Consider the following 21120-nt stretch of genomic DNA (forward strand, 5'->3'; position numbering starts at 1 on the left):
ATGATCGTGCTCGGACTGATCTTGCTCCTGATCGGATGGCTCACCGGCCTCACCTGGCTGTGGACCATCGGCATCATCCTCCTGGTGATCGGCGCGATCCTGTGGATTCTCGGCGCCACCGGGCGTGCGGTCGGCGGCAGGCGGCGCTGGTACTAGATCGCAACACCGGCCGGCCCATGCGACCTGTCCTGTGACAGAGTGCTAGCCGGTCGGTTTACAAACCCGAAGTTCGGGAATCCCCGTGGCATGACGGCCATTCATCGCGAACCGAGATCTCCCGTGTGCGGCGGGCAGCCGATGAGAACTGCAGCCGTCGGCACCTCGAGACGATTGAGGATTTCGATGGTCTCGGCCAACGCCAGCCCTCTCGACGTCTCGGACGGCGCCGACGTCGGGGGGCAGAGTATTCACCTCGCCGAACTGTCGGCCGCCCTCACGCGAGAGGGGCACGACGTCACCGTCTACACCCGGGCGGACAGCGAGGGCGCCCCGGAACGGGTCACGACCCCCGGCGGGTACACCGTGGTGCACGTCCCGGTCGGGCCCGCGCGGCGGATGTCCGAGGCCGAGATCCTGCCGCTGATGGGGGCATTCGGCAGCTTCCTGAAGACCGAATGGGAAGCCGAGCGGCCCGACATCGTCCATGCCCACTACTGGATGTCCGGGATCGCGACGCAACTCGCCGCCCGCACGCTCGGCATTCCGGTGGTCCAGACATTCCATGCGCTCGGGGTGGTCGAGCAGCGTTTCGAGCGCGCGGATTCGTCGAGCACCCACAACCGAATTCACTTGGAACAGTTGATCGCCCGCGGAGCCACCCGGGTCGTGGCGACGTGCACCGACGAGGTGTTCGAACTCTCCCACCTCGGCCTGCCGCGCTCGCGAACGTCCGTGGTTCCGTCCGGCGTCGACGTCGCCGAGTTCACGCCCGACGGCCGCGCCGACGAGAAGGGCAAACGCCATCGCCTCGTCATGGTCGGCCGGCTGGCGCCGAGCAAGGGCTTCGACACCGCCATCGAGGCGCTCACCCACTTTCCCGACACCGAACTCGTCATCGCGGGCGGGCCGGCCGCCGACGACGTCGCCGACGACCCCGAAGCGTCGCGACTGCTGACACTGGCCCGTCAGGCGAAGGTGCGCAACCGGGTACGGATCGTCGGGCGCGTGCCGAGAAACGCCATGCCCTCGCTGCTGCGCTCGGCGGATGCCGTCGTGTGCACCCCGTGGTACGAGCCGTTCGGCATGGTTCCGCTCGAGGCGATGGCCTGCGGTACCCCGGTGGTGGCGTCCGCCGTCGGCGGTATGCGGGACACGGTGGTCGACGGCATCACCGGACGCCTCATCTCACCGCGCAACCCGGTCCGCCTGGCCGAGGCCCTGCGACAGATCTTCGACGACGACGCCCTGCGCACGGGATACGGCATGGCGGGCTGCGATCGCGCCCGCGCCCGCTACTCGTGGGACCGTGTCGCCACCGACACCCTCCGCGCCTACGGCCGCTGCGTGTCGGCTCCTCCGCGCACGAATCGAACCGGCGCCCACTGACTTCGGGCGCCGGTTCGGACGGTCAGGCCGTTCGGCCGTGCCAGGCCCCGAGGGCACTGTCCACGGAAGCGAAGCACGGGTAGCTCGACTCCTGGCCCGCGGCCCTGAGCAGCCGATATACCGGCCGGCCGCAGATCATCGCCCACGTCCGCCCGTCCCGGACGTTCGTCGCGTGGACGGTGTCGAGCACCGACAAACCCGCTGTTCCGATGAAATCCACCTTCGACATGTCGAGGATGAACTGCCCCTCGGGCGAGATCCGTGTGCACACGTAGTCGCGGAACCCCGGTGCACTGAACAGGTCGATCTCGCCTCGCACCCCTACCAACATCACCCCGGAACCTAGACGCTCGGAAGTGAATTCCGCGCTTGCACAGCGTGTCGGAGCGGAACCGACTGCCGAGAGCGTTACCCTCGGCTTGTACGTGGTACCGAACTCCGTGCCCGAACACGCCATTTCAGGTTCTGGGACCCCTGGACCAACAGACATGGCTCACCCCATCTCGAACATTGAGTGGGGAAGCGGAGCACCTGCAGACAGACCCGACCTCGGACACATGACACTGTCTGCTACGGCAGCGCTTCCCGACATCGGCTGTGTGTTCAACCTCGGTTCGAGACTACTCCCGCCTGTGATGTGTCACAAGGAAATAACAGATACTCGGGCTCTCATTTGCCCTGGTCGGCGATTACAAACCGTTATGCACGGTTGTACGCGCCGAAACAGCCGCGACGACACGTTCTGCGACCACACGCAGTTTGACGTTTTCCCGCTGCGAACGCGTGACGAGGACGTCGAACGCGGTCTCGGCGTCGAGACCCCGCAACGCCATCACGATTCCCTTCGCCTGGTCGATGACGGAGCGGGACCGGAGGGCGATACGAAGCTGCTCGATCAGATTTCTCGCCTCGCTGTACCGCCGCGCATTGCGAACCGCGACCGCTGCCGCCTCGACGTACAACTCGAGCACCGACGCGTCCATCTGGTGGAAGGCGTGCGGCAACAGTCCGTACAGATTCAGCGCGGCTGACTGCTCGGCGACGGGCAGGGGTACGGACAGGTAGCTGTGGACGCCGGCCGGTTCGGAACTCGCGGCGTACGCCGGCCACCTCTCGTGCGCGGCGACGCGGTCGGCCCGCACGGTCTCGCGGGAGCGCACGGCGTCGAGCGCAGGGCCCTCGCCGAAGCGGTACTGCAACTCCTCGAGTGCTTCGAGCTCGTCCGACGTCGCGGCCACCGTGACGGGACCCGTCGCCCGGAGAACAGTGATCCCGGCCATCGCCGCACCGGGGAACGCCTGGACTACCCGCCGGCACAGCGTGTGCAGCACGGCGTCGGTCTCGCCCTCGGGCTCGAGCAACCCGAGCACGGAGTCGAGCGACGCGGTGACCGCGTCGGCCTGCACAGTCTCGACGTCACTCGTCAACGTGTGCAGGTGAATCTCGTCAGGCATCCCACTCGTCTCCCGTGACCACCATGACCCTGCCGAGGGCCTCAGGAACGCTGATCGTGCCGCCCACATTACTCGGGCAAACGTACTGATCGGACTGGTTTGATCGGTCCTGTTCTGCGGTATTCCACCTGCGGTGTCGCCGGATCGCTACCCTGACTTCTCAGCAGCGCGAGCCGACCCACCGCCCGCCGACAGCACGGTACGCCCGACCCGGAGGTCTCATGGCCATCGCCAAGACAATCGAACCCGACCAGGATCACACACATCCCGTCGTCGAACTGCGCGTGCGAGCAACGCCCGATCAGCTCTCCGTACTGCGCGCCCTGGCAGCAACCGTTGCCATCCACGAAGATTTCGACCTCGACTCCATCGCCGACATCAAACTGGCCATGGACGAGATCTGTACCCAGCTGATCGTCCGCGCGACACCGGACGCGGTCCTGGTGTGCCGGCTGCAATATCTCGACAACACCCTGCGAGTCGACGTATCGAGCACTACCACCTCGGTCGACTCCCTCGGCGAGCGTTCGTTCGCCTGGCACGTACTCAACGCTCTCACCGATTCGGTCGATCTGAAACAGGAGCCCGACCCCGCCACCGCGGGATTCGTGACCACCATGGAATTCACCAAGGTGAAGAACGGCCTGAGTCTGTGACGTCCCATACTCACAGTGGGGGGCACACGGCCCGTTGGCCGGACGAGTATCAGGACGTCACAGCACTGTTCGAACAGATGGCAGCCCTCGACGAGGACGATCCCCGGCGCAGCAGAGTGCGCGACGCCGTCGTGACGCGCTGTCTTCCACTCGCCGAGCACATCGCACGCCGTTTCGACGGCCGTGGCGAGGCGCACGACGATCTGGTTCAAGTCGCGCGCCTCGGGCTGGTCAACTCGGTCGACCGGTTCGACGTCGAGCGGGGATCCGACTTCGTGTCGTTCGCCGTCCCCACCATCATGGGCGAGGTACGCCGGCACTTCCGCGACACCGGGTGGGCCGTGCGGGTACCCCGCCGGATGAAGGAACTGCACCTTGCGCTCAGCCAGGCCGTCGCCGAACTGTCCCAGAGCCTCGGCCACGCCCCCACCGTCAGCGAACTCGCCGAACACCTGGACCTCGAACAGGAGGAGGTGGCGCAGGGGCTCCTCGCCGGCAACGCGTACCAGACCGTTTCCGTCGACAACACGTCGTCGGACCGGACCGGCGAGCTGTCCATGGTGGAGACACTCGGCGACTACGACGCCGCGATGGACGACGTCGAGAACCACGAAACCCTGCGCCCCCTGCTCCAATCGCTCCCTGAACGCGAGCGGACCGTCCTCATGCTGCGGTTCTTCGGCAACATGACACAGACCCAGATCGCCGACCGAGTCGGTATCTCGCAGATGCACGTGTCCCGGCTGCTGGCGAAGACACTGGCGTCACTGCGAGATCAACTCGGTGACGCGTAGGGGTCAGATCGTTGCCGTGTCGATCACGAATCGGTACCGCACGTCGCTCCCGACCACGCGGTCGTACGCGCCGTCGATCTCGTCCGCGGAAATCACCTCGATCTCGGCACCGATACCGTGCTCGGCGCAGAAATGCAGCATCTCCTGCGTCTGAGCGATGCCACCTACCATCGAACCGGCCAGGCTGCGACGGTTGGCTGCGAGACTGAACGCGCGCACCTCGATCGGCTTCTCCGGCAACCCCAGTTCGACCAAGGTTCCGTTGATCGCGAGCATCGACATGTACGCGTCGATGTCGAGATTCACCGAGACAGTGTTGACGATGAGGTCGAATTCTCTGCGCAACTGCGTGAACGTGGTCGGATCCGAGGTGGCGTAGTAGTGGTCGGCACCGAATTTCAGGCCGTCGTCCTTCTTGCCGAGGGACTGGCTGAGCACGGTGACCTCGGCTCCCATCGCATGCGCGATCTTCACGCCGACGTGTCCGAGGCCGCCCATCCCGATGACGGCGACCTTCTTGCCCGGTCCGGCTCCCCAGTGTGCGAGAGGTGAGTACAGCGTGATCCCTGCGCAGAGCAGCGGCGCCGCGACGTCCAGTTCCAGGCCGTCGGGGATGGACAGGACGAATCGTTCCGTCACGACGATGTGCGTCGAGTAGCCGCCCTGCGTCCACTCGCCGTCGCGCCCCTGGGCGTTGTACGTGCCGGTCACACGGTTGACGCAGTACTGCTCCTCGTCGGCCCGGCAGGCGTCGCATTCGCCGCAGGAGTCGACGAAGCAGCCGACACCCACCCGGTCGCCGACCTGGTGATTCGTGACGCCGGAGCCGACCGCGCTCACCACGCCCGCGATCTCGTGGCCGGGCACGACCGGATAGTGCGTGCTGCCCCACTCGTTGCGGGCGGTATGAATGTCGGAGTGGCAGATGCCGGCGAACTTGATCTCGATGAGCACGTCGAGCGGTCCGAGCTCGCGGCGTTCGATAGTGGTCTTCTCGAAGGAGCCTTCGCTGGACGTGACTGCGTATGCGGCTGCGGTAACCATGCTTACATGCCTACATGTTTGCACGACCGAACGCACGTTCGGGGCCGCCGCTGACGCGGTGACCCCGAACACGCCCGAGGATTCAGTCCTCGAATTCTTCCTTCTCGGCCCGTCGGCGCAGACGCTTCGCGGCCGCCACCATGTTGCGCAGCGAAGGCTCGAGCTGCCAGTAGTGCCGTGTCTTCAGGCCACCGTCCGGGTTGGCCCACAACCGTTCGAGGGAGACCGACTCGCTCGCCTCCGTGAGCAGTTCGTCCAACTCGTCGATGTCCGGAATCCGGGCCGACCGGCTCTCGTACACACCCGGACCGACACCGTGGGTGAGCGCGCGCTCCTTGATGGCATCGAGCACCCACGTGATGGAGCGCGTCGCCACGATCGCCGTCACGTCCGCATCGAGCCGTTCGATGGCGTCGACCACCGACGCCCGGCTCGTGTACGTGAGATGCGTGTGGATCTGCGTCTCCGGCTTCGCCCCGCCCGTCGCGAGACGGAAGGTGTCGACCGCCCACTCCAGATACGCCTCGCGGCCGTTCTCGCGCAACGGCAGCAGTTCCCGGATCGCCGGTTCGTCGACCTGGATGATCGCGATACCCGCCGCCTCGAGGTCGGCGATCTCGTCACGGATCACCAGCGCCAACTGGTCGGCCGTCTCGTACAGCGGCTGATCCTGGCGGACGAACGACCGCGCGATCATTGTCACCGGACCCGTGAGCATTCCCTTGACCGGCTTGTCCGTCAGCGACTGCGCGTACGCGATCCACTCGACGGTCATCGGCTTCGGCCGCGACACGTCCCCGTAGAGGATCGGCGGACGTGTACACCGCGAGCCGTAAGCCTGCACCCAGCCGTTGTGGGTGAAGGCATACCCCTCGAGAAGCTCCGCGAAGTACTGCACCATGTCGTTGCGCTCGTGCTCACCGTGCACGAAGACGTCGAGACCGATGTCTTCCTGCAACCGGATCGTGCTTTCGATCTCGGCCTGGATCCGCTTGTAATACTCCTTCCACTCGAGGCGTCCCTCACCCAGCTCGTACCGGGCCTGCCGGATCGCGCCCGTCTGCGGGAACGAGCCCAGCGTCGTCGCCGGAACCAGCGGCAGGTTCAGTCGCTCCTGCTGGGCGACCCGCCGCTCCTCGTACGGAACCCGGATACGGTCGCCCGGCTTGATCGCGTTGACCCGTGCGCGCACCGCATGCTTGAGCTTGAAGTGCACCGACGTGGGACGCTTGCGCCACTTGTCGGACGGACCCTCGGTGAGCGCCTTGGCCAGCGAGACCACCTCGCCGACCTTCTGCTTCGCGAACGCGAGCCGGTCCGCCACATCACCCGGGATGTCGTACTCGGACAGCACGTCGTACGGCACGTGCAGCAACGACGTCGACGTCGACACCACGAGATCCGGCACGACGTCCTTCAGCGTGTTCAGATACGTCAGCGTGTTGTACCGGTCGACGCGCCACACGTTGCGGCCGTCGACGACACCGGCGTAGATGCGCTTGCGCTTGATGCCCGGGATCTTCATCAGCTCGTCGGCGCTCAGCCGGTGACTGACGAGGTCGAGCCCGAGGGCCTCCACCTTGGTGGAGGCGAGGACGGCGAGAGCCTCCCCGAGATGCCCGTACGGACCGGTGACGAGGATGCGGGGACGCAGCGGTGCGTGCGACAGCTTCTCGTACGCCCGAGCCAACGCGGCCAGTTCTTCCGGTGTGCGGTCCTCGGTGAACGACGGCTCGTCCAGCTGGACGCACGTGGCGCCGGCCTTCGCGAGCTGCTCGAACAGCCGCTCGTACTCCGGCAGCACCTTGTCCAGCAGGTCGAGGGTCGAGAAACCGTACCGCTTCGACGTCGGACCGACCTTCGACAGCAGGAGCAGTGACACCGGGCCGAGGACCACGGGACGCAGTTCGATCCCGCGCGCCTTCGCCCGCTCGAACTCATCCATCACGGTCTCGGACCGCAGGGAGAACTCGGAATTTTCGTCCAGTTCGGGCTGACGGTAGTGGTAGTTGGTGCCGAAGAACCGCACCAGCTCGAGCGGCGGGAAGTCCGGCCGGCCACGCGCCAGGGTGAAATAGAAGTCCAGCGGATCGAGCTCGTTCTCGAGTGGCTTGAACCGCTCCGGCACGGCACCGAACAGCAGCGCGTTGTCGAGTACGTGGTCGTAGTAGGAGAACGTGTTGCCCGGGACCTGGGTCAGACCGGTCGCGGCGAGCTCACTCCACGTCTCCTCCTGGAGGTCCCGGGCGACGGCGACGAGTTCTTCCTTCGTGCTCGTGCCGTGCCAGTAGGACTCGAGGGCACGCTTGAGTTCGCGGCGAGGTCCGATGCGGGGATACCCCAGGATGCTGGATCCGTATGCTGCGGTGCTGGACATGCGGTCGACCTTTCTGGGCTCAGTCCAGTGGCTGAGAATGCCTCTGGGCTCGATGCACCTGTGCGCCTCTCACAACCGCCAGTGGTCGTGAAAGGCGCACAGGTGTAGTCGCCTACCTACCTACTAGCTGGCCTTCTTGCTGGCACGGCCGTTGTCGCCGTACTCGTAGAAGCCCGCGCCGGACTTCTTGCCGACCAACCCGGCCTCGACCATGCGAAGCAGCAGTGGCGGCGCCGAGTACAGGGGCTCCTTGAACTCCTCGTACATGGAGTCGGCGATGGACTTGACCGTGTCCAGGCCCACCAGGTCGGTCAGCGCGAGCGGACCCATCGGGTGTGCGAGACCGAGAACCGTTGCCTTGTCGATGTCTTCCTTCGTCGCGAACCCGGACTCCACCATGCGGATCGCGGAGAGCAGGTACGGCACCAGGAGGGCGTTGACGACGAACCCGGAACGGTCCGCGGAACGGACGACCTGCTTGCCCAGCACGTCGCTCGCGAAGGCCTCGGCCCGCTCGGACACCGACTTGCTCGTCTTGAGCGTGGTCACCAGCTCGACGAGGGGAAGCACCGGAACGGGGTTGAAGAAGTGCATCCCGATGACCCGGTCCGGGGACTTCGTGGCGATGCCCAGCTTCATGATCGGGATCGACGACGTGTTGGACGCCAGCACCGCGTTCGGATCCGTCACGACCTCGTCGAGCTCGGTGAAGATTTCGCTTTTCACCTTCTCGTCCTCGACGACGGCCTCCACGACGAGCTGCCGGTCCGCGAAATCACCGAGATCGGAGGTGAACCGCAGCCGCCAGGCAGCCTGCTCACGTTCACGCTCGGTGATCTTGCCGCTGCTCACTCCGCGGTCGAGCGAACGCAGGATGCGCGAACGCCCCGCCGCCGCAAGCTCGCGGGTCTGCTCGAACACCAGAACGTCGACGTGCGCGCGAGCACACACCTCAGCGATTCCGGCACCCATGATCCCGGCGCCGATCACGCCGACGCGCTGAATCTTTTCGCTGGTCACGTCAGCTCCTTTCGTCTAGTGGAGTCGTCGCCCGAGGAGGGGCCCTCTTACAGGCCCCTCCCCGGGGTCGGGTTGATCAGGTGAAACCTTGATCGGTCGAAGCCTTGGAGGACAAGGCTCAGTGGAACTGACCCTCTTCGGTGGAGCCCTTCAGAGCAGCCGTCGAGGTGTTGGGGTCGACCGTGGTGGCGATGCGGTCGAAGTAGCCGGCACCGACCTCACGCTGGTGCTTGATGGCGGTGAAGCCACGCTCCTCGGCAGCCTTGAACTCGCGCTCCTGCAGGTCGACGAAGGCGGTCATGCCCTCGCGGGCGTAGCCGTGGGCCAGGTCGAACATGCCGTAGTTGAGCGAGTGGAAGCCGGCGAGGGTGATGAACTGGAACTTGAAGCCCATCGCGCCGAGCTCCTTCTGGAACTTCGCGATGGTCGAGTCGTCCAGGTGCGCCTTCCAGTTGAAGGACGGCGAGCAGTTGTAGGCGAGCAGCTGGTCCGGGAACTCGCTGCGAACGGACTCGGCGAACTTCTTGGCGACCTCGAGGTCCGGCACGCCGGTCTCCATCCAGATGAGGTCGGCGTACGGCGCGTACGCCTTGGCGCGAGCGATGCAGGGCTCGATGCCGTTCTTGACACCGAAGAAGCCCTCGGCGGTACGGGTTCCGTCCAGGAACTGCTGGTCGCGCTCGTCGACGTCGGACGTGATGAGGGTCGCGGCCTCGGCATCGGTGCGGGCGATGACCACGGTGGGAACGTCCGCGACGTCGGCCGCGAGGCGAGCCGAGGTCAGGGTGCGGATGTGCTGCTGCGTGGGGATGAGGACCTTGCCACCGAGGTGGCCGCACTTCTTCTCCGAAGCGAGCTGGTCTTCCCAGTGCGAACCGGCGACGCCGGCCGCGATCATGGCCTTCTGCAGCTCGTAGACGTTGAGCGCGCCACCGAAGCCTGCTTCGCCGTCGGCGACGATCGGGGCGAGCCAGTTGTCGACGGAGGTGTCGCCCTCGACCTTGGCGATCTCGTCGGCGCGCAGCAGCGCATTGTTGATGCGGCGCACGACCTGCGGGACCGAGTTGGCCGGGTAGAGGCTCTGGTCGGGGTAGGTGTGTCCGGACAGGTTCGCGTCACCGGCGACCTGCCAGCCGGACAGGTAGATGGCCTTGAGGCCTGCACGGACCTGCTGAACGGCCTGGTTGCCGGTCAGCGCGCCCAGCGAGTTGATGTAGTCCTCGTTGTTCACGAGGTCCCAGAGGATCTCGGAACCACGGCGTGCGAGGGTCTGCTCTTCGACAACGGTGCCCTGGAGCTTGGTGACCTGCTCCGCCGTGTAGTTGCGGGTTACTCCCTTCCAGCGCGGGTTGGTGTCCCAATCCTGCTGGATTTCAGCTGCGGTCTTCGGGGTGCCGGTGGTCGACATCAAGACTCCACTCTCTTCGATCTCTGGTCCGGTACGGATGTACTGCTTCACATCCTTGCCAGGCCCTTCGTATGTACTTACCGAGAATGACACAAGCAAAAAGTGCCGTCTACCTGTTGCTACTGCCAATCTTGGCTAGCTTTTCACAGCGCCTTGCAAAGACTGTTAAGAAAGGTCGGCGCCACACCTGCCCGATCGGAGGGGAAAAATACTCGCCAGTAGCAAAAAGTCGCAGGTGGTGAACCAAATGCACGCAACTCGCCGTACACAGATATTTCCGCCCCTGCGACTCTCGCCTTCCCGGTGCAGCACACCCCTCGACGCGCCCGTTGTGACTGCAATCACCAATCTGGTCGGTTACCGTGACCTCGAATGGCTCCTCCGGCGAAGGGCACCACGATGCCGCTGTACGAATTCCGATGCGCCGCCGACTGCGGCCCGTTCGAGCGGTCGTTCCCCATGGCCTACGTACCCGGCACCACCCGCTGCCCCCGGTGCGACCGCGACGCCGCCCGGCTCGTGTCCTCCCCGCGCCTCGGCCACGGGTCGTCGTCCGCGATGAACCTCCTCGACAGCACCGAGAGGTCGGCTCACGAACCGGACGTCGTGACCGGTCCGCCACCCCGGACCACGGCCGGGCGTTCACCCTTCACGAGCAATCCCCTGCACCGCCGACTTCCTCGTCCCTGACCGGCCACCGAAGGAGCGCACATGCCCGAACTGCTGTTTCCGCTCGATTCCTCGAAGAAGTTCACCGATCAGGCGATCGTCGGCCACAACCGCTGGCACCCCGACATCCCGGCCGCGGTGACGGTGAAACCGGGCGACTCCTTCCGCGTGCACTGCCGCGAATGGTTCGACGGCGCCATCCACGACGACGACTCCGCCGACGACATCCTGAACGCACCCCTCACCACGGTCCACACACTCTCCGGACCGTTCGCCGTGGACGGCGCAAAGCCCGGCGACCTGCTGATCGTCGACATCCTGGACGTCGGACCCATCCCCCAGGAGGATTCCGGCCGCCTGGCCGGCCAGGGATGGGGGTACACGGGGATCTTCTCCCGCCACAACGGCGGCGGATTCCTCACCGAGCAGTTCCCCGACGCCTACAAGGCCGTCTGGGACTTCTCCGGGCAGACCGCCACGTCGCGGCACGTCCCGCACGTCTCGTTCACCGGCATCGTCCACCCCGGGCTGATGGGCACCGCGCCGTCGGCGGCTCTCCTGTCGACGTGGAACTCGAGGGAGGGCGCGCTCATCGCCACCGACCCCGGCCGGGTTCCCCCACTCGCCCTGCCACCCGAACCGCAGGACGCCGTCCTCGGGTCTCTGTCGGGCGCCGACTTCGACCGCGTCGCCGGCGAGGCCGCCCGCACCGCGCCCCCACGCGAGAACGGCGGCAACCAGGACATCAAGAACCTCACCAAGGGCAGCCGCATCTTCTACCCCGTGTTCGTCGACGGCGCGAACCTGTCCGTCGGCGATCTGCACTTCTCCCAGGGCGACGGAGAGATCACGTTCTGCGGGGCCATCGAGATGGGCGGCTTCATCGACCTGCGCGTCGACATCATCAAGGGCGGCATGGATACGTACGGCGTGTCCGAGAACGCGATCTTCATGCCCGGCAACACGGACCCGCAGTACTCGGAGTGGCTCGCGTTCTCCGGAACGTCCGTCACCCTCGATGGGGAACAGAAGTATCTCGACTCGCACCTGTCGTATCAGCGGGCGTGTCTCCACGCGATCGACTACCTCACCAAGTTCGGGTACAGCCCCGAGCAGGCCTACCTCCTCCTCGGCGCCGCACCGATCGAGGGCAGGCTGTCGGGGGTGGTGGACATCCCGAACTCCTGCTCGACGGTGTACCTGCCGACGGCGATGTTCGACTTCCCCGTCGCACCGTCCGCGTCGGGTCCGTTCCAGATCGACCCGGGCATCGGCGCGCCGCGCTCGGAGAACAAGGCCTGAGCGCGGGGCGAATGTACCTTTCAGCGCCTCCACTGCGCCGAGAGGTACATTCGCCCCGCGGCACCGCATCCCGACCCGCGCCAGTAAATCTTGCGAAGGTTCCGTTCGCACATCTGACCTGCACCGGTACCATTGCCGTATGTCCAAGACCTTCGTCGGCACCCGGTTGCGTCAGCTCCGAACCGAGCGTGGACTGAGCCAGGCGGCGCTGGCGAAGACGCTGGAGATCTCCGCCAGCTACCTCAATCAGATCGAGCACGACGTCCGGCCGCTGACGGTGCCGGTGCTGCTGCGGATCAGCGAGGTGTTCGGCGTCGACACCACGTTCTTCTCGTCCCAGGACGACACCCGCCTGATCGCGGAGATGCGCGAGGTGGCTTTGGACCAGGAGATGGGCATCGACGCTGACGCCCAGGAGATCGCCGAGATGGTGGCGTCGCATCCGGGTCTGGCGAAGGCGATGGTCAACATGCACCGCCGCTTCCGCAACACCACCGCGCAGCTGGCTCTCGCCACGGAGGACCGCTACAGCGACGGCAGCGGCAGCGGCTCGATCACGATGCCGCACGAGGAGGTCCGCGACTACTTCTATCAGCGGCAAAACTATCTGCACGAACTCGACACGGCGGCGGAGGAACTGACCGCGCGCATGCGGTTCCACCGCGGCGACGTCGGCGGTGAGATCGCCCGCAGGTTGCAGACCGTGCACGACGTGCAGATCGTCAAGCGCATCGACCTCGGCGAGAACGTCCTGCACCGGTACGACCCCGAGTCCCGGCTGCTGGAGATCTCGCCGCACCTGTCGGGCGGCCAGCAGGTGTTCAAGTTCGCGACCGAACTGGCGTACCTCGAATACGGCGACCTGCTCGACAAGCTGGTGGCGGAGGGCGGCTTCACCAGCGACGAGTCCGTTGCGCTCGCCCGGCTCGGGCTGGCCAACTACTTCGCCGCGGCCACGGTCCTCCCCTACGGCCAGTTCCACGACGTGGCCGAGGACTTCCGATACGACATCGAGCGGCTGTCCGCGTTCTACTCGGTGAGCTACGAGACGATCTGCCACCGCCTCTCGACGCTGCAGCGTCCGAAGCTGCGCGGTGTCCCGTTCATGTTCGTCCGCGTCGATCGGGCCGGGAACATGTCGAAGCGGCAGTCCGCGACCGGGTTCCACTTCTCCACCAGCGGCGGCACGTGCCCGCTGTGGAACGTGTACGAGACGTTCGCGTACCCCGGCAAGATCATGAACCAGATCGCGCAGATGCCGGACGGCCGCCGGTACCTGTGGATCGCCCGGACCGTCGAACGTCGCGCCCAGCGCTACGGTCAGCCGGCCAAGATCTTCGCGATCGGGCTCGGCTGCGAGATCCGGCACGCCCACCGCCTCGTCTACGGCGACGGTCTCGACCTCGACGATTCCAACCCGGGCACCCCCATCGGCGCCGGTTGCCGGGTGTGCGAGCGCGTCAACTGCCCTCAGCGCGCCTTCCCGCCGCTCGGCAAGCAACTCGACATCAGCGAGCACCAGAGTTCGGTCTCCCCGTACCTGATCCGCTGACGCGCCCGATGCCGCATCGGTTCAATCCGACTGAACCGGTGTGACATTGGCCGCAAAGGCACCGGCATCCCGCCAGCCCGTCAGCACTGTGAGCGCTTGTTCACGCAACCGTAATTCGCGTCACGAACACGTCACCGACAGACATTCAGACGCAACAACCGCCACTTAATGTTCGCCCCACGAATACACCTCTGTATACGTGGGGCGGATACATGTCCCGGGTTGCGGAGGTCCCCAAGTCCTCCGACGGAAAGGCCCGTACATGCGCACCTTCTCCAAGCGCGCCCTCGCTGCACCGACCGCGCTCGCCGCCATCGGGCTCGTGCTGACCGGTTGTGGCAGCAAGGCGTCCGACACTGCCGGCGAGTCCACCGCGGCGTCCTGTGTGGACACCTCCGGGGACACGATCAAGGTCGGGTCGCTGAACTCGCTGTCCGGCACGATGGCCATCAGCGAGGTGACCGTCCGGGATTCGATCGCACTCGCGGTCGACGAGATCAACAACTCGGGCGGCGTGCTCGGCAAGAAGATCCAGATCGTCGCGGAGGACGGCGCCTCGGAGCCCACCGTGTTCGCCGAGAAGGCGGAGAAGCTGATCAGCAGTGACTGCGTCGCAGCGGTGTTCGGCGGATGGACGTCGTCGAGCCGCAAGGCGATGCTGCCGGTGTTCGAGGACAACAACTCGCTGCTCTACTACCCCGTGCAGTACGAAGGGCTCGAGGATTCGAAGAACATCTTCTACACCGGCGCTACCACCAACCAGCAGATCGTGCCCGCCCTCGACTACCTGAAGGAAAAGGGCGTCAAGTCGCTGTACCTGGTGGGCAGCGACTACGTGTTCCCGCAGACCGCCAACCGCATCATCAAGGCGTACGCGGAGGCCAACGGCATCGAGATCAAGGGTGAGGACTACACCCCGCTCGGTTCCACCGACTTCTCGACCATCGTCAACAAGGTCCGCTCCGCCGACGCGGACGCCGTCTTCAACACGCTCAACGGCGACTCCAACGTCGCGTTCTTCCGCGAGTACGCGAACGTCGGGCTGAAGCCCGCCGACATGCCCGTCGTGTCGGTGTCGATCGCCGAGGAGGAGGTCGGCGGTATCGGCGTCCAGAACATCGAGGGCCAGCTCACCGCCTGGAACTACTACCAGACCATCGACACGCCGGAGAACAAGACGTTCGTCGACGCGTACAAGGCCCGGTACGGCGCGAACAAGCCGACGTCCGACCCGATGGAGGCCGCCTACACGTCCGTGTACCTGTGGAAGAACACCGTCGAGAAGGCTGACTCCTTCGCCACCAAAGACATCCAGGACAACGCGGACGGTGTCACGTTCGCCGCGCCGGAAGGACTGGTCACCATCGACGGGTCCAACCACCACATCACCAAGACCGCGCGCATCGGTGAGATCCGGAACGACGGTCTGATCTACACGGTCTGGGATTCGGGCACCCCGATTCAGCCGGACCCGTACCTGAAGTCCTACCCGTGGGCCGAGTCGCTGGGTAGCTAGAGCACGGTCCGACGAGCACGAGGGAAGAGAGAGGACATACATCGATGGATGTAGTGATCGGACAGCTGTTCACCGGGTTGAGTATCGGATCGATCCTGTTGCTCGCGGCGCTGGGGCTGTCGTTGACGTTCGGCCAGATGGGCGTCATCAACATGGCCCACGGCGAGTTCATCATGGCCGGCTCGTACACGGCATTTGTGGTGCAGCAGGTGGTGTCGAGCGCCACCGGTTCTCTGTTCATCTCTCTGCTCGTCGGCTTCGTGGTCGGTGGCGCGATGGGCGTCCTCCTCGAGGTCACCCTCGTGAAGCGGATGTATCACCGGCCGCTGGACACGCTGCTGGTGACGTTCGGGGTGGGACTGATCCTGCAGCAGCTGGCGCGGGACGTCTTCGGTGCGCCCGCCGTCAACGTCGCCGCACCGGAGTGGCTCTCCGGTGGTGTGGAGATTCTGGGCGCGGTGGTGCCGAAGACGCGCCTGTTCATCCTGGTGCTGGCCGTCGTGGCCGTCGTCGCGCTGTCGCTGGCGATGCAGAAGTCCCCGATGGGACGCCGCATCCGCGCCGTCGTGCAGAACCGCGACCTCGCGGAGACGAGCGGGATCTCCAGTCGCCGAACCGATGTGACGACGTTCTTTATCGGTTCCGGTCTGGCGGGTGTCGCGGGTGTGGCGCTCACCCTGATCGGGTCGACGAGCCCGACCATCGGGCAGAGCTACCTCATCGACGCGTTCCTGGTGGTCGTGGTCGGCGGCCTGGGTCAGATGAAGGGCGCGGTGATCGCCGCGTTCGCGCTCGGCATCCTCAATTCGTTCGTGGAGTACTCGACCACGGCGTCGATCGCCAAGGTCATCGTTTTCGTGGTCATCGTGGTGTTCCTCCAGGTTCGGCCGCAGGGCCTGTTCGCCGTCAAGACGAGGAGTCTCGTATGAGCATCCTGACGAGTGGCCGCTACCGCGCGTGGGCGGGATTCGCACTGGCCGCACTGCTTCTGTTCGTCGCCGCCCCCGCGGTTCTCAGCGATTTCCGGCTGAGTCTGCTCGGCAAGTTCCTGTGCTTCGCGATCGTCGCGGTCGGTATCGGCCTGGCTTGGGGCCGCGGCGGCATGCTCACTCTCGGCCAGGGTGTCTTCTTCGGGCTGGGCGCCTACATGATGGCGATGCACCTGAAGATCGCCGACGCCGAACTCCGCGGCGACACCGTGCCCGACTTCATGCAGATCGCGGGCATCCGCGAACTGCCGGGCTACTGGGTGCCGTTCACCTCGCCGATCGTGACGATCCTGGGAATCCTGCTGATCCCGGCGCTGGTGGCGTTCGTCCTCGGGCTCGGCGTGTTCAAGCGCCGCGTCAAGGGCGCCTACTTCGCGATCCTCAGCCAGGCGCTCGCCGCCGCGTTCGCCATCCTGCTGGTGGGTCAGCAGAGCACCGGAGGAAGCAACGGCCTCAACCGGTTCCGCACGTTCTTCGGGTTCAACCTGAACGATCCGGCCAACAAGCAGATGCTGTTCTTCATCGCCGCGGGTGTGCTGCTGGCCGTCGTCGCCATCACCCGGCAGCTGAGGAACAGCCGGTACGGCGAACTGCTCGTCGCCGTCCGGGACCAGGAGGAGCGCGTGCGCTTCCTCGGGTACGACCCGGCGAACATCAAACTCGTCGCCTACGTGACGGCCGCGTTCTTCGCGGGCCTCGCGGGCGCCCTGTTCGTGCCGATCGTCGGCATCATCTCCCCCGCCGACGTCGGGATCGTCCCGTCGATCGCGTTCCTGATCGGGGTGGCCATCGGCGGACGCTCCACACTCCTCGGTCCCGTCCTCGGCGCGATCGGGGTGGCGTGGGCGCAGAGCGCGTTCTCGGAGTCGTTTCCGTCCGGCTGGACGTACGCGCAGGGCCTGTTGTTCATCGTGGTCGTCGGCTTCTTCCCGGCCGGTGTCGCGGGGCTGTTCGCGCTGCTGAAGCGGAAGAAGAAGGCCTCCTCCGACGAACCTGCCCCGCCGGGACCGGAAGACGAAACCGAGCCGACGGAACGAATGGAGATGGCCCGATGACGATTCCCGCCACGGCCAAGGAACCCGTGCTCGGCGGCAACGCCGGCATGTCCAGCGAGTACCTCGAGGTCCGGGACCTTCGGGTCAGCTTCGACGGCTTCAAGGCGGTCGACGGCGTCGACCTCACCCTGATGCAGGGCGACCTGCGGTTCCTCATCGGCCCCAACGGCGCCGGCAAGACCACACTCGTCGATGCCATCACCGGGCTCGTCCCCGCGACGGGATCGGTCACGAAATCCGGTGTCGAGTTGATCGGCAAGAAGGTGCACCGCATCGCCCGGCTCGGCGTGGGCCGCACGTTCCAGACCGCGAGCGTGTTCGAGGAGTTGACGGTGCTCCAGAACCTCGACATCGCGGCGGGCGCGGGCCGCTCTGCAGTCACCCTGCTGCGCCGACGCAAGACGGTGCTCCCGGCCATCGAGGAGGCACTCGACGTCACCGGTCTCGGCAAGCTCCGCGACACCCCCGCGGGAATCCTCGCGCACGGGCAGAAGCAGTGGCTGGAGATCGGGATGCTGCTGGTGCAGAACTGCTCCGTCCTGCTGCTCGACGAACCGGTGGCCGGCATGAGCCACGAGGAACGCGACGAGACGGGAAACCTGTTGCGCCGCATCGGCGGTGAGCGGACCGTCGTGGTGGTCGAGCACGACATGGATTTCATGCGCGCGTTCGCGACGTCGGTGACCGTGCTGCACGCGGGGAAGGTGCTGAGCGAGGGAACCGTGGAGCAGGTGCAGGCCGATCCACGTGTGCAGGAGGTGTACCTCGGGACCGCAGCGGCCGGTGCCGCCCCCGAGTTGCAGCCCGAGGTTTCGAAGGAGGACAGCGATGCTCGAGCTTGACGACATCCGGGCCGGATACGGCCGAACCGAAGTGATCCACGGAGTCTCGCTGACGGTCCCGTCGGACGGTGTGGCCGCGGTGATGGGACACAACGGCGCGGGCAAGACCACACTTCTCCGGGCCGCGGTCGGACTGATCAAGGCCGGCTCGGGCCGGGTGCTGTTCGACGGCGAGGACGTCACGGCGCTGCGGCCCAGCGCCCGGGTGGCGCGCGGCCTCGCCTACGTGCCGCAGGGCCAGCAGTCGTTCGGTCAGTTGACCACCGCGGAGAATCTTCAGGTGGTGGCCGACGGCCGCAAGCGCGGAAAGGAACTCGTCGGCGAGGTGCTGGATCTGTTTCCGGCGCTGCGCGACCTGCTCGACCGGCGTGCCGGTCTCCTCTCCGGCGGGCAGCGTCAGCAACTCGCCATCGCGCGGGCCCTGATCACGGAACCGAAGATGCTGATCCTCGACGAACCGACGGAGGGCATTCAGCCGTCCGTCGTCGCGGAGATCGAGCGCACCATCGTGGATCTCACCCGCCGCGGCGGTCTCGGAGTCCTGTTGGTGGAACAGCACATCGGGTTCGCACTCGAATCCGCCGAGAGCTATTACGTCCTCGAGTCGGGGCGGGTCACGTCCTCCGGCGCCGGTGGCGCCGCACCCGATTCCGACGTCCGTACCGCGGTCTCCGACGTCCGCGCGGCGATGGCCATCTGATGGCACGCCGAGAACCGGCCGGCTCCCTCAGCGATCACGTGTATCTGTCGCTGCGCACCGACCTGATGAGCGGCCGGATCCCACCGGGACAGCGTCTCGGTGAGGAGCGTCTCGCCGACACCTACGGGGTGTCGCGGACGCCGGTGCGCGAGGCCTTGGCCCGGCTCCTCGCCGACGGACTCGTCCAGCGCGACGTGGGCGGGTTGTTTCCGTACCGCCCCCGCATCGACGAGCTGGCCGGACTGTACGAACTGCGCATCACGCTCGAGCTCCAGGGAATCGCCCGGGTCCGCGCCGACGAGTCGCTGTCACACGACCCGGACGTCCTGGGGCCCGAGCTCGACCGGTGGTACGCGTTGCGGAAAGAGAACCCCGAGCCGGACGCCGGGTTCGTGGCGCTCGACGAGCAGTTCCACACCGTCCTGCTTCGGTCGGCCGGCAATCGGGCGCTGTCCGATGCGCTCGTCAGCGTGAACGCGAAGGTGCGGCCGGTCCGGATGTTCGACTACCTCACCCCCGACCGCATGAGCGCGACCATCGACGAGCACATCTCGGTGGCCGAGTTCGCCCTCGACGGGAAGCTGGATACCGCGTACGACACGCTGTTCGCGCACATCAGCGAGTCGCGTGAAGTGGTCATCGAGCGTGCTGAACAGGCACTTTCCCTTGCCCGCATGGCCTGGGCGATCCGGGATTGAGACAGTTGTCCAACTCGGTTGGACATTTTTCCCACCAACGAACCGAGCGGGTGCTAGCGTCTTGCTACCGCTCGGTAACACAGGTTGGGAACTCGCTTCATGTCACGCACTCTCGAAGAGAATCTGGTCGGACGCCGCGTCCTGATCACCGGCGCAGCCCGGGGTATCGGCGCCGGGCTCGCCAGACGACTTCACGAGCGGGGCGCCCGCGTCGGGCTGCTCGGCCTCGAACCCGAACTCCTCGAACAGACCGCCACCACCTGCGGCCGGGCGCCGTGGCGTCGCTGCGACATCCGCGACCGGCGAGCCGTCGAGGACTCGTTCGACTACCTCGCCGGCCGGCTCGGCGGACTCGACGTCGTCGTCGCCAACGCGGGCGTGACGCCCCCGGCGCACATCGTCGAGGGTGATCCGGAAGTGATGCGGTATGCCATCGAGGTGAACGTGATGGGGACGTACCACACGCTGCGGGCCGCGGGACCGTACATCGGGCATCGCAACGGGTACGCGCTCGTCGTGGCGTCGTCGACGACCTTCAGCCCCCTGCGTGGTGTGCACGGCGCCACGCGAGGCGGTGCCGAGGAACTCGGCGAGGCTCTGCGGGAAGAGATGAAACCGCAGGGGACCCGGGTGGGTATCGCCCGGCTCGGCGAGATCGACACGGACCGGACCCTGATCGATTTCGACGGCGTCGCGCTTCCCCCACCCCGCGGCAGCGCACTGGCCCGGACCTCGTCGATCACGGTGGCGGTCGACGCACTCGAACGGGGAATCGCGGGGCGGAAGAATCGGATATACGCGCCGTCCCGGGTACCCGGGTCGGATTCTGTGCGTATGCTCGCACTTCGGGCCACGGAGATGACCCGTTCGATCGAACTACGCGCGCACGCAGCCGTTCCCACCAGGGGACGAGTAGAAGGAGAGGGGGCGGCGTGACCGCACGCATTCCACCCGGACGTCTGAAGGAACTCGGCCCCGTCAACTGGGTGCTGTGGTGCATCATCTCCCGCGTCGCCGGCGTGCCGGACGCACATCTGTTCAGCACGGTGGGCCGCACGAGGGGCCTCTTCCGTGCGTGGCTGCAGTACTCCGGAAAGCTGATGCCGGGCGGGCAGATCTCGCGGTACGAGACCGAACTGATCATCCTTCGGGTGGCACACCTGCGGAAGTGCGGCTACGAGATGGACCACCACGTGCGCCTCGGACGCCGGGCAGGCGTCACCCCGGCGCTCCTCGAACAGGTGCTGGAAGGTCCCGGTGCCGAGGGCTGGGACGCACGCCGCCGCGCCATCCTCACCGCCGTCGACCAACTCGTCGCCACCGACAACCTGGACGACGCCGCGTGGTCGGCGCTGGGCACCCACTTCGACGACCGCCGGATGATCGAATTCTGCTTTCTGGTCACCCAGTACGACGCCCTGGCCACCACCATCGGGACTCTGAGGATCGAACGCGACTATTCGTAGGCTCCGCATCGCGTAGAGAAGAGGAACGGCCGC

General features: G+C 66.2%; 21 protein-coding genes. 15 read left to right on the top strand and 6 right to left on the bottom strand.

The annotated features are described in order from the left end of the window. A complete protein-coding gene (locus ACFWAY_RS31020) occupies window positions 1-156 on the top strand; it encodes a DUF6131 family protein (protein WP_005251863.1) in 156 nt (51 codons plus the stop codon). A 186-nt stretch (window positions 157-342) separates the two neighbouring features. Further along, the gene (locus ACFWAY_RS31025) at window positions 343-1545 is read left to right on the top strand and encodes a glycosyltransferase (RefSeq protein ID WP_378513237.1); all 1203 of its coding nucleotides are present in this window, start codon (window positions 343-345) and stop codon (window positions 1543-1545) included. 22 nt (window positions 1546-1567) lie between these two features. On the opposite strand, the gene ACFWAY_RS31030 is transcribed toward ACFWAY_RS31025, so the two are convergent. Both ACFWAY_RS31030 and ACFWAY_RS31035 read right to left on the bottom strand, forming a co-directional pair. After that, window positions 1568-1876 carry an STAS domain-containing protein gene (locus tag ACFWAY_RS31030; RefSeq protein ID WP_005251861.1) on the bottom strand — a complete coding sequence of 103 codons (309 nt, stop codon included), beginning with the start codon at window positions 1874-1876 and terminating at the stop codon, window positions 1568-1570. Window positions 1877-2234: 358 nt separating this feature from the next. Beyond that, window positions 2235-2999, bottom strand: a complete 765-nt coding sequence (locus tag ACFWAY_RS31035) for a GAF and ANTAR domain-containing protein (RefSeq protein ID WP_378513238.1) — start codon at window positions 2997-2999, stop codon at window positions 2235-2237. A gap of 221 nt (window positions 3000-3220) precedes the next feature. Between ACFWAY_RS31035 and ACFWAY_RS31040 the strand changes: the two genes are divergently transcribed. Together ACFWAY_RS31040 and ACFWAY_RS31045 are read left to right on the top strand one after the other, a co-directional pair. Further along, the gene (locus tag ACFWAY_RS31040; RefSeq protein ID WP_378451883.1) at window positions 3221-3655 is read left to right on the top strand and encodes an ATP-binding protein; all 435 of its coding nucleotides are present in this window, start codon (window positions 3221-3223) and stop codon (window positions 3653-3655) included. Beyond that, window positions 3652-4449, top strand: a complete 798-nt coding sequence (locus tag ACFWAY_RS31045) for an RNA polymerase sigma factor SigF (protein ID WP_378451882.1) — start codon at window positions 3652-3654, stop codon at window positions 4447-4449. Before ACFWAY_RS31040 ends, ACFWAY_RS31045 begins: the two co-directional genes overlap by 4 nt. Window positions 4450-4452: 3 nt before the next feature. Here the strand turns inward: ACFWAY_RS31045 and ACFWAY_RS31050 are convergent, their stop codons facing one another. The 4 genes from ACFWAY_RS31050 to aceA form a co-directional block, all read right to left on the bottom strand. Next, on the bottom strand, window positions 4453-5493 hold the full coding sequence (locus ACFWAY_RS31050) for an NAD(P)-dependent alcohol dehydrogenase (protein ID WP_378451881.1): 1041 nt from the start codon (window positions 5491-5493) through the stop codon (window positions 4453-4455). A gap of 82 nt (window positions 5494-5575) precedes the next feature. Further along, the gene (metE, locus tag ACFWAY_RS31055; protein WP_378513239.1) at window positions 5576-7870 is read right to left on the bottom strand and encodes a 5-methyltetrahydropteroyltriglutamate--homocysteine S-methyltransferase; all 2295 of its coding nucleotides are present in this window, start codon (window positions 7868-7870) and stop codon (window positions 5576-5578) included. 123 nt (window positions 7871-7993) lie between these two features. Further along, window positions 7994-8890 (bottom strand): 3-hydroxybutyryl-CoA dehydrogenase, encoded by an 897-nt coding sequence (locus ACFWAY_RS31060; RefSeq protein ID WP_378451879.1) that lies wholly within the window; start codon window positions 8888-8890, stop codon window positions 7994-7996. 118 nt (window positions 8891-9008) lie between these two features. Continuing rightward, window positions 9009-10298, bottom strand: a complete 1290-nt coding sequence (gene aceA, locus ACFWAY_RS31065; RefSeq protein WP_378451878.1) for an isocitrate lyase — start codon at window positions 10296-10298, stop codon at window positions 9009-9011. A 372-nt stretch (window positions 10299-10670) separates the two neighbouring features. Between aceA and ACFWAY_RS31070 the strand changes: the two genes are divergently transcribed. The 11 genes from ACFWAY_RS31070 to ACFWAY_RS31120 all read left to right on the top strand — a co-directional run bounded on the left by ACFWAY_RS31070 (window position 10671) and on the right by ACFWAY_RS31120 (window position 21087). Further along, window positions 10671-10988, top strand: coding sequence for a zinc ribbon domain-containing protein (locus ACFWAY_RS31070; protein WP_378513240.1), 318 nt, complete (start codon window positions 10671-10673; stop codon window positions 10986-10988). A gap of 21 nt (window positions 10989-11009) precedes the next feature. Beyond that, entirely contained in the window at window positions 11010-12269 is a 1260-nt protein-coding gene (gene fmdA / locus ACFWAY_RS31075) for a formamidase (protein ID WP_378513241.1), read from the top strand. A gap of 139 nt (window positions 12270-12408) precedes the next feature. Then, on the top strand, window positions 12409-13821 hold the full coding sequence (gene ramB, locus ACFWAY_RS31080; RefSeq protein ID WP_378451875.1) for an acetate metabolism transcriptional regulator RamB: 1413 nt from the start codon (window positions 12409-12411) through the stop codon (window positions 13819-13821). A gap of 262 nt (window positions 13822-14083) precedes the next feature. Then, window positions 14084-15337: an urea ABC transporter substrate-binding protein gene (gene urtA, locus ACFWAY_RS31085; protein WP_378451874.1), complete on the top strand. Its 1254-nt coding sequence runs from the start codon at window positions 14084-14086 to the stop codon at window positions 15335-15337. A 44-nt stretch (window positions 15338-15381) separates the two neighbouring features. Continuing rightward, entirely contained in the window at window positions 15382-16266 is an 885-nt protein-coding gene (gene urtB / locus ACFWAY_RS31090; protein WP_378513242.1) for an urea ABC transporter permease subunit UrtB, read from the top strand. Then, the gene (gene urtC / locus ACFWAY_RS31095) at window positions 16263-17381 is read left to right on the top strand and encodes an urea ABC transporter permease subunit UrtC (RefSeq protein ID WP_378513243.1); all 1119 of its coding nucleotides are present in this window, start codon (window positions 16263-16265) and stop codon (window positions 17379-17381) included. Before urtB ends, urtC begins: the two co-directional genes overlap by 4 nt. Beyond that, window positions 17378-18223, top strand: a complete 846-nt coding sequence (urtD, locus tag ACFWAY_RS31100) for an urea ABC transporter ATP-binding protein UrtD (protein ID WP_378451872.1) — start codon at window positions 17378-17380, stop codon at window positions 18221-18223. Before urtC ends, urtD begins: the two co-directional genes overlap by 4 nt. After that, window positions 18210-18923, top strand: coding sequence for an urea ABC transporter ATP-binding subunit UrtE (urtE, locus tag ACFWAY_RS31105; protein WP_378451871.1), 714 nt, complete (start codon window positions 18210-18212; stop codon window positions 18921-18923). Before urtD ends, urtE begins: the two co-directional genes overlap by 14 nt. After that, window positions 18923-19621, top strand: a complete 699-nt coding sequence (locus tag ACFWAY_RS31110) for a GntR family transcriptional regulator (protein WP_378451870.1) — start codon at window positions 18923-18925, stop codon at window positions 19619-19621. Before urtE ends, ACFWAY_RS31110 begins: the two co-directional genes overlap by 1 nt. Window positions 19622-19720: 99 nt before the next feature. Beyond that, window positions 19721-20557, top strand: a complete 837-nt coding sequence (locus ACFWAY_RS31115; protein WP_378451869.1) for an SDR family NAD(P)-dependent oxidoreductase — start codon at window positions 19721-19723, stop codon at window positions 20555-20557. Then, the gene (locus tag ACFWAY_RS31120) at window positions 20554-21087 is read left to right on the top strand and encodes a carboxymuconolactone decarboxylase family protein (RefSeq protein ID WP_378451868.1); all 534 of its coding nucleotides are present in this window, start codon (window positions 20554-20556) and stop codon (window positions 21085-21087) included. Before ACFWAY_RS31115 ends, ACFWAY_RS31120 begins: the two co-directional genes overlap by 4 nt. Window positions 21088-21120: the final 33 nt, after the last annotated feature.

The organism is Rhodococcus sp. NPDC059968 (assembly GCF_042738615.1).
In the GTDB taxonomy this organism is placed as follows: domain Bacteria; phylum Actinomycetota; class Actinomycetes; order Mycobacteriales; family Mycobacteriaceae; genus Rhodococcus_F.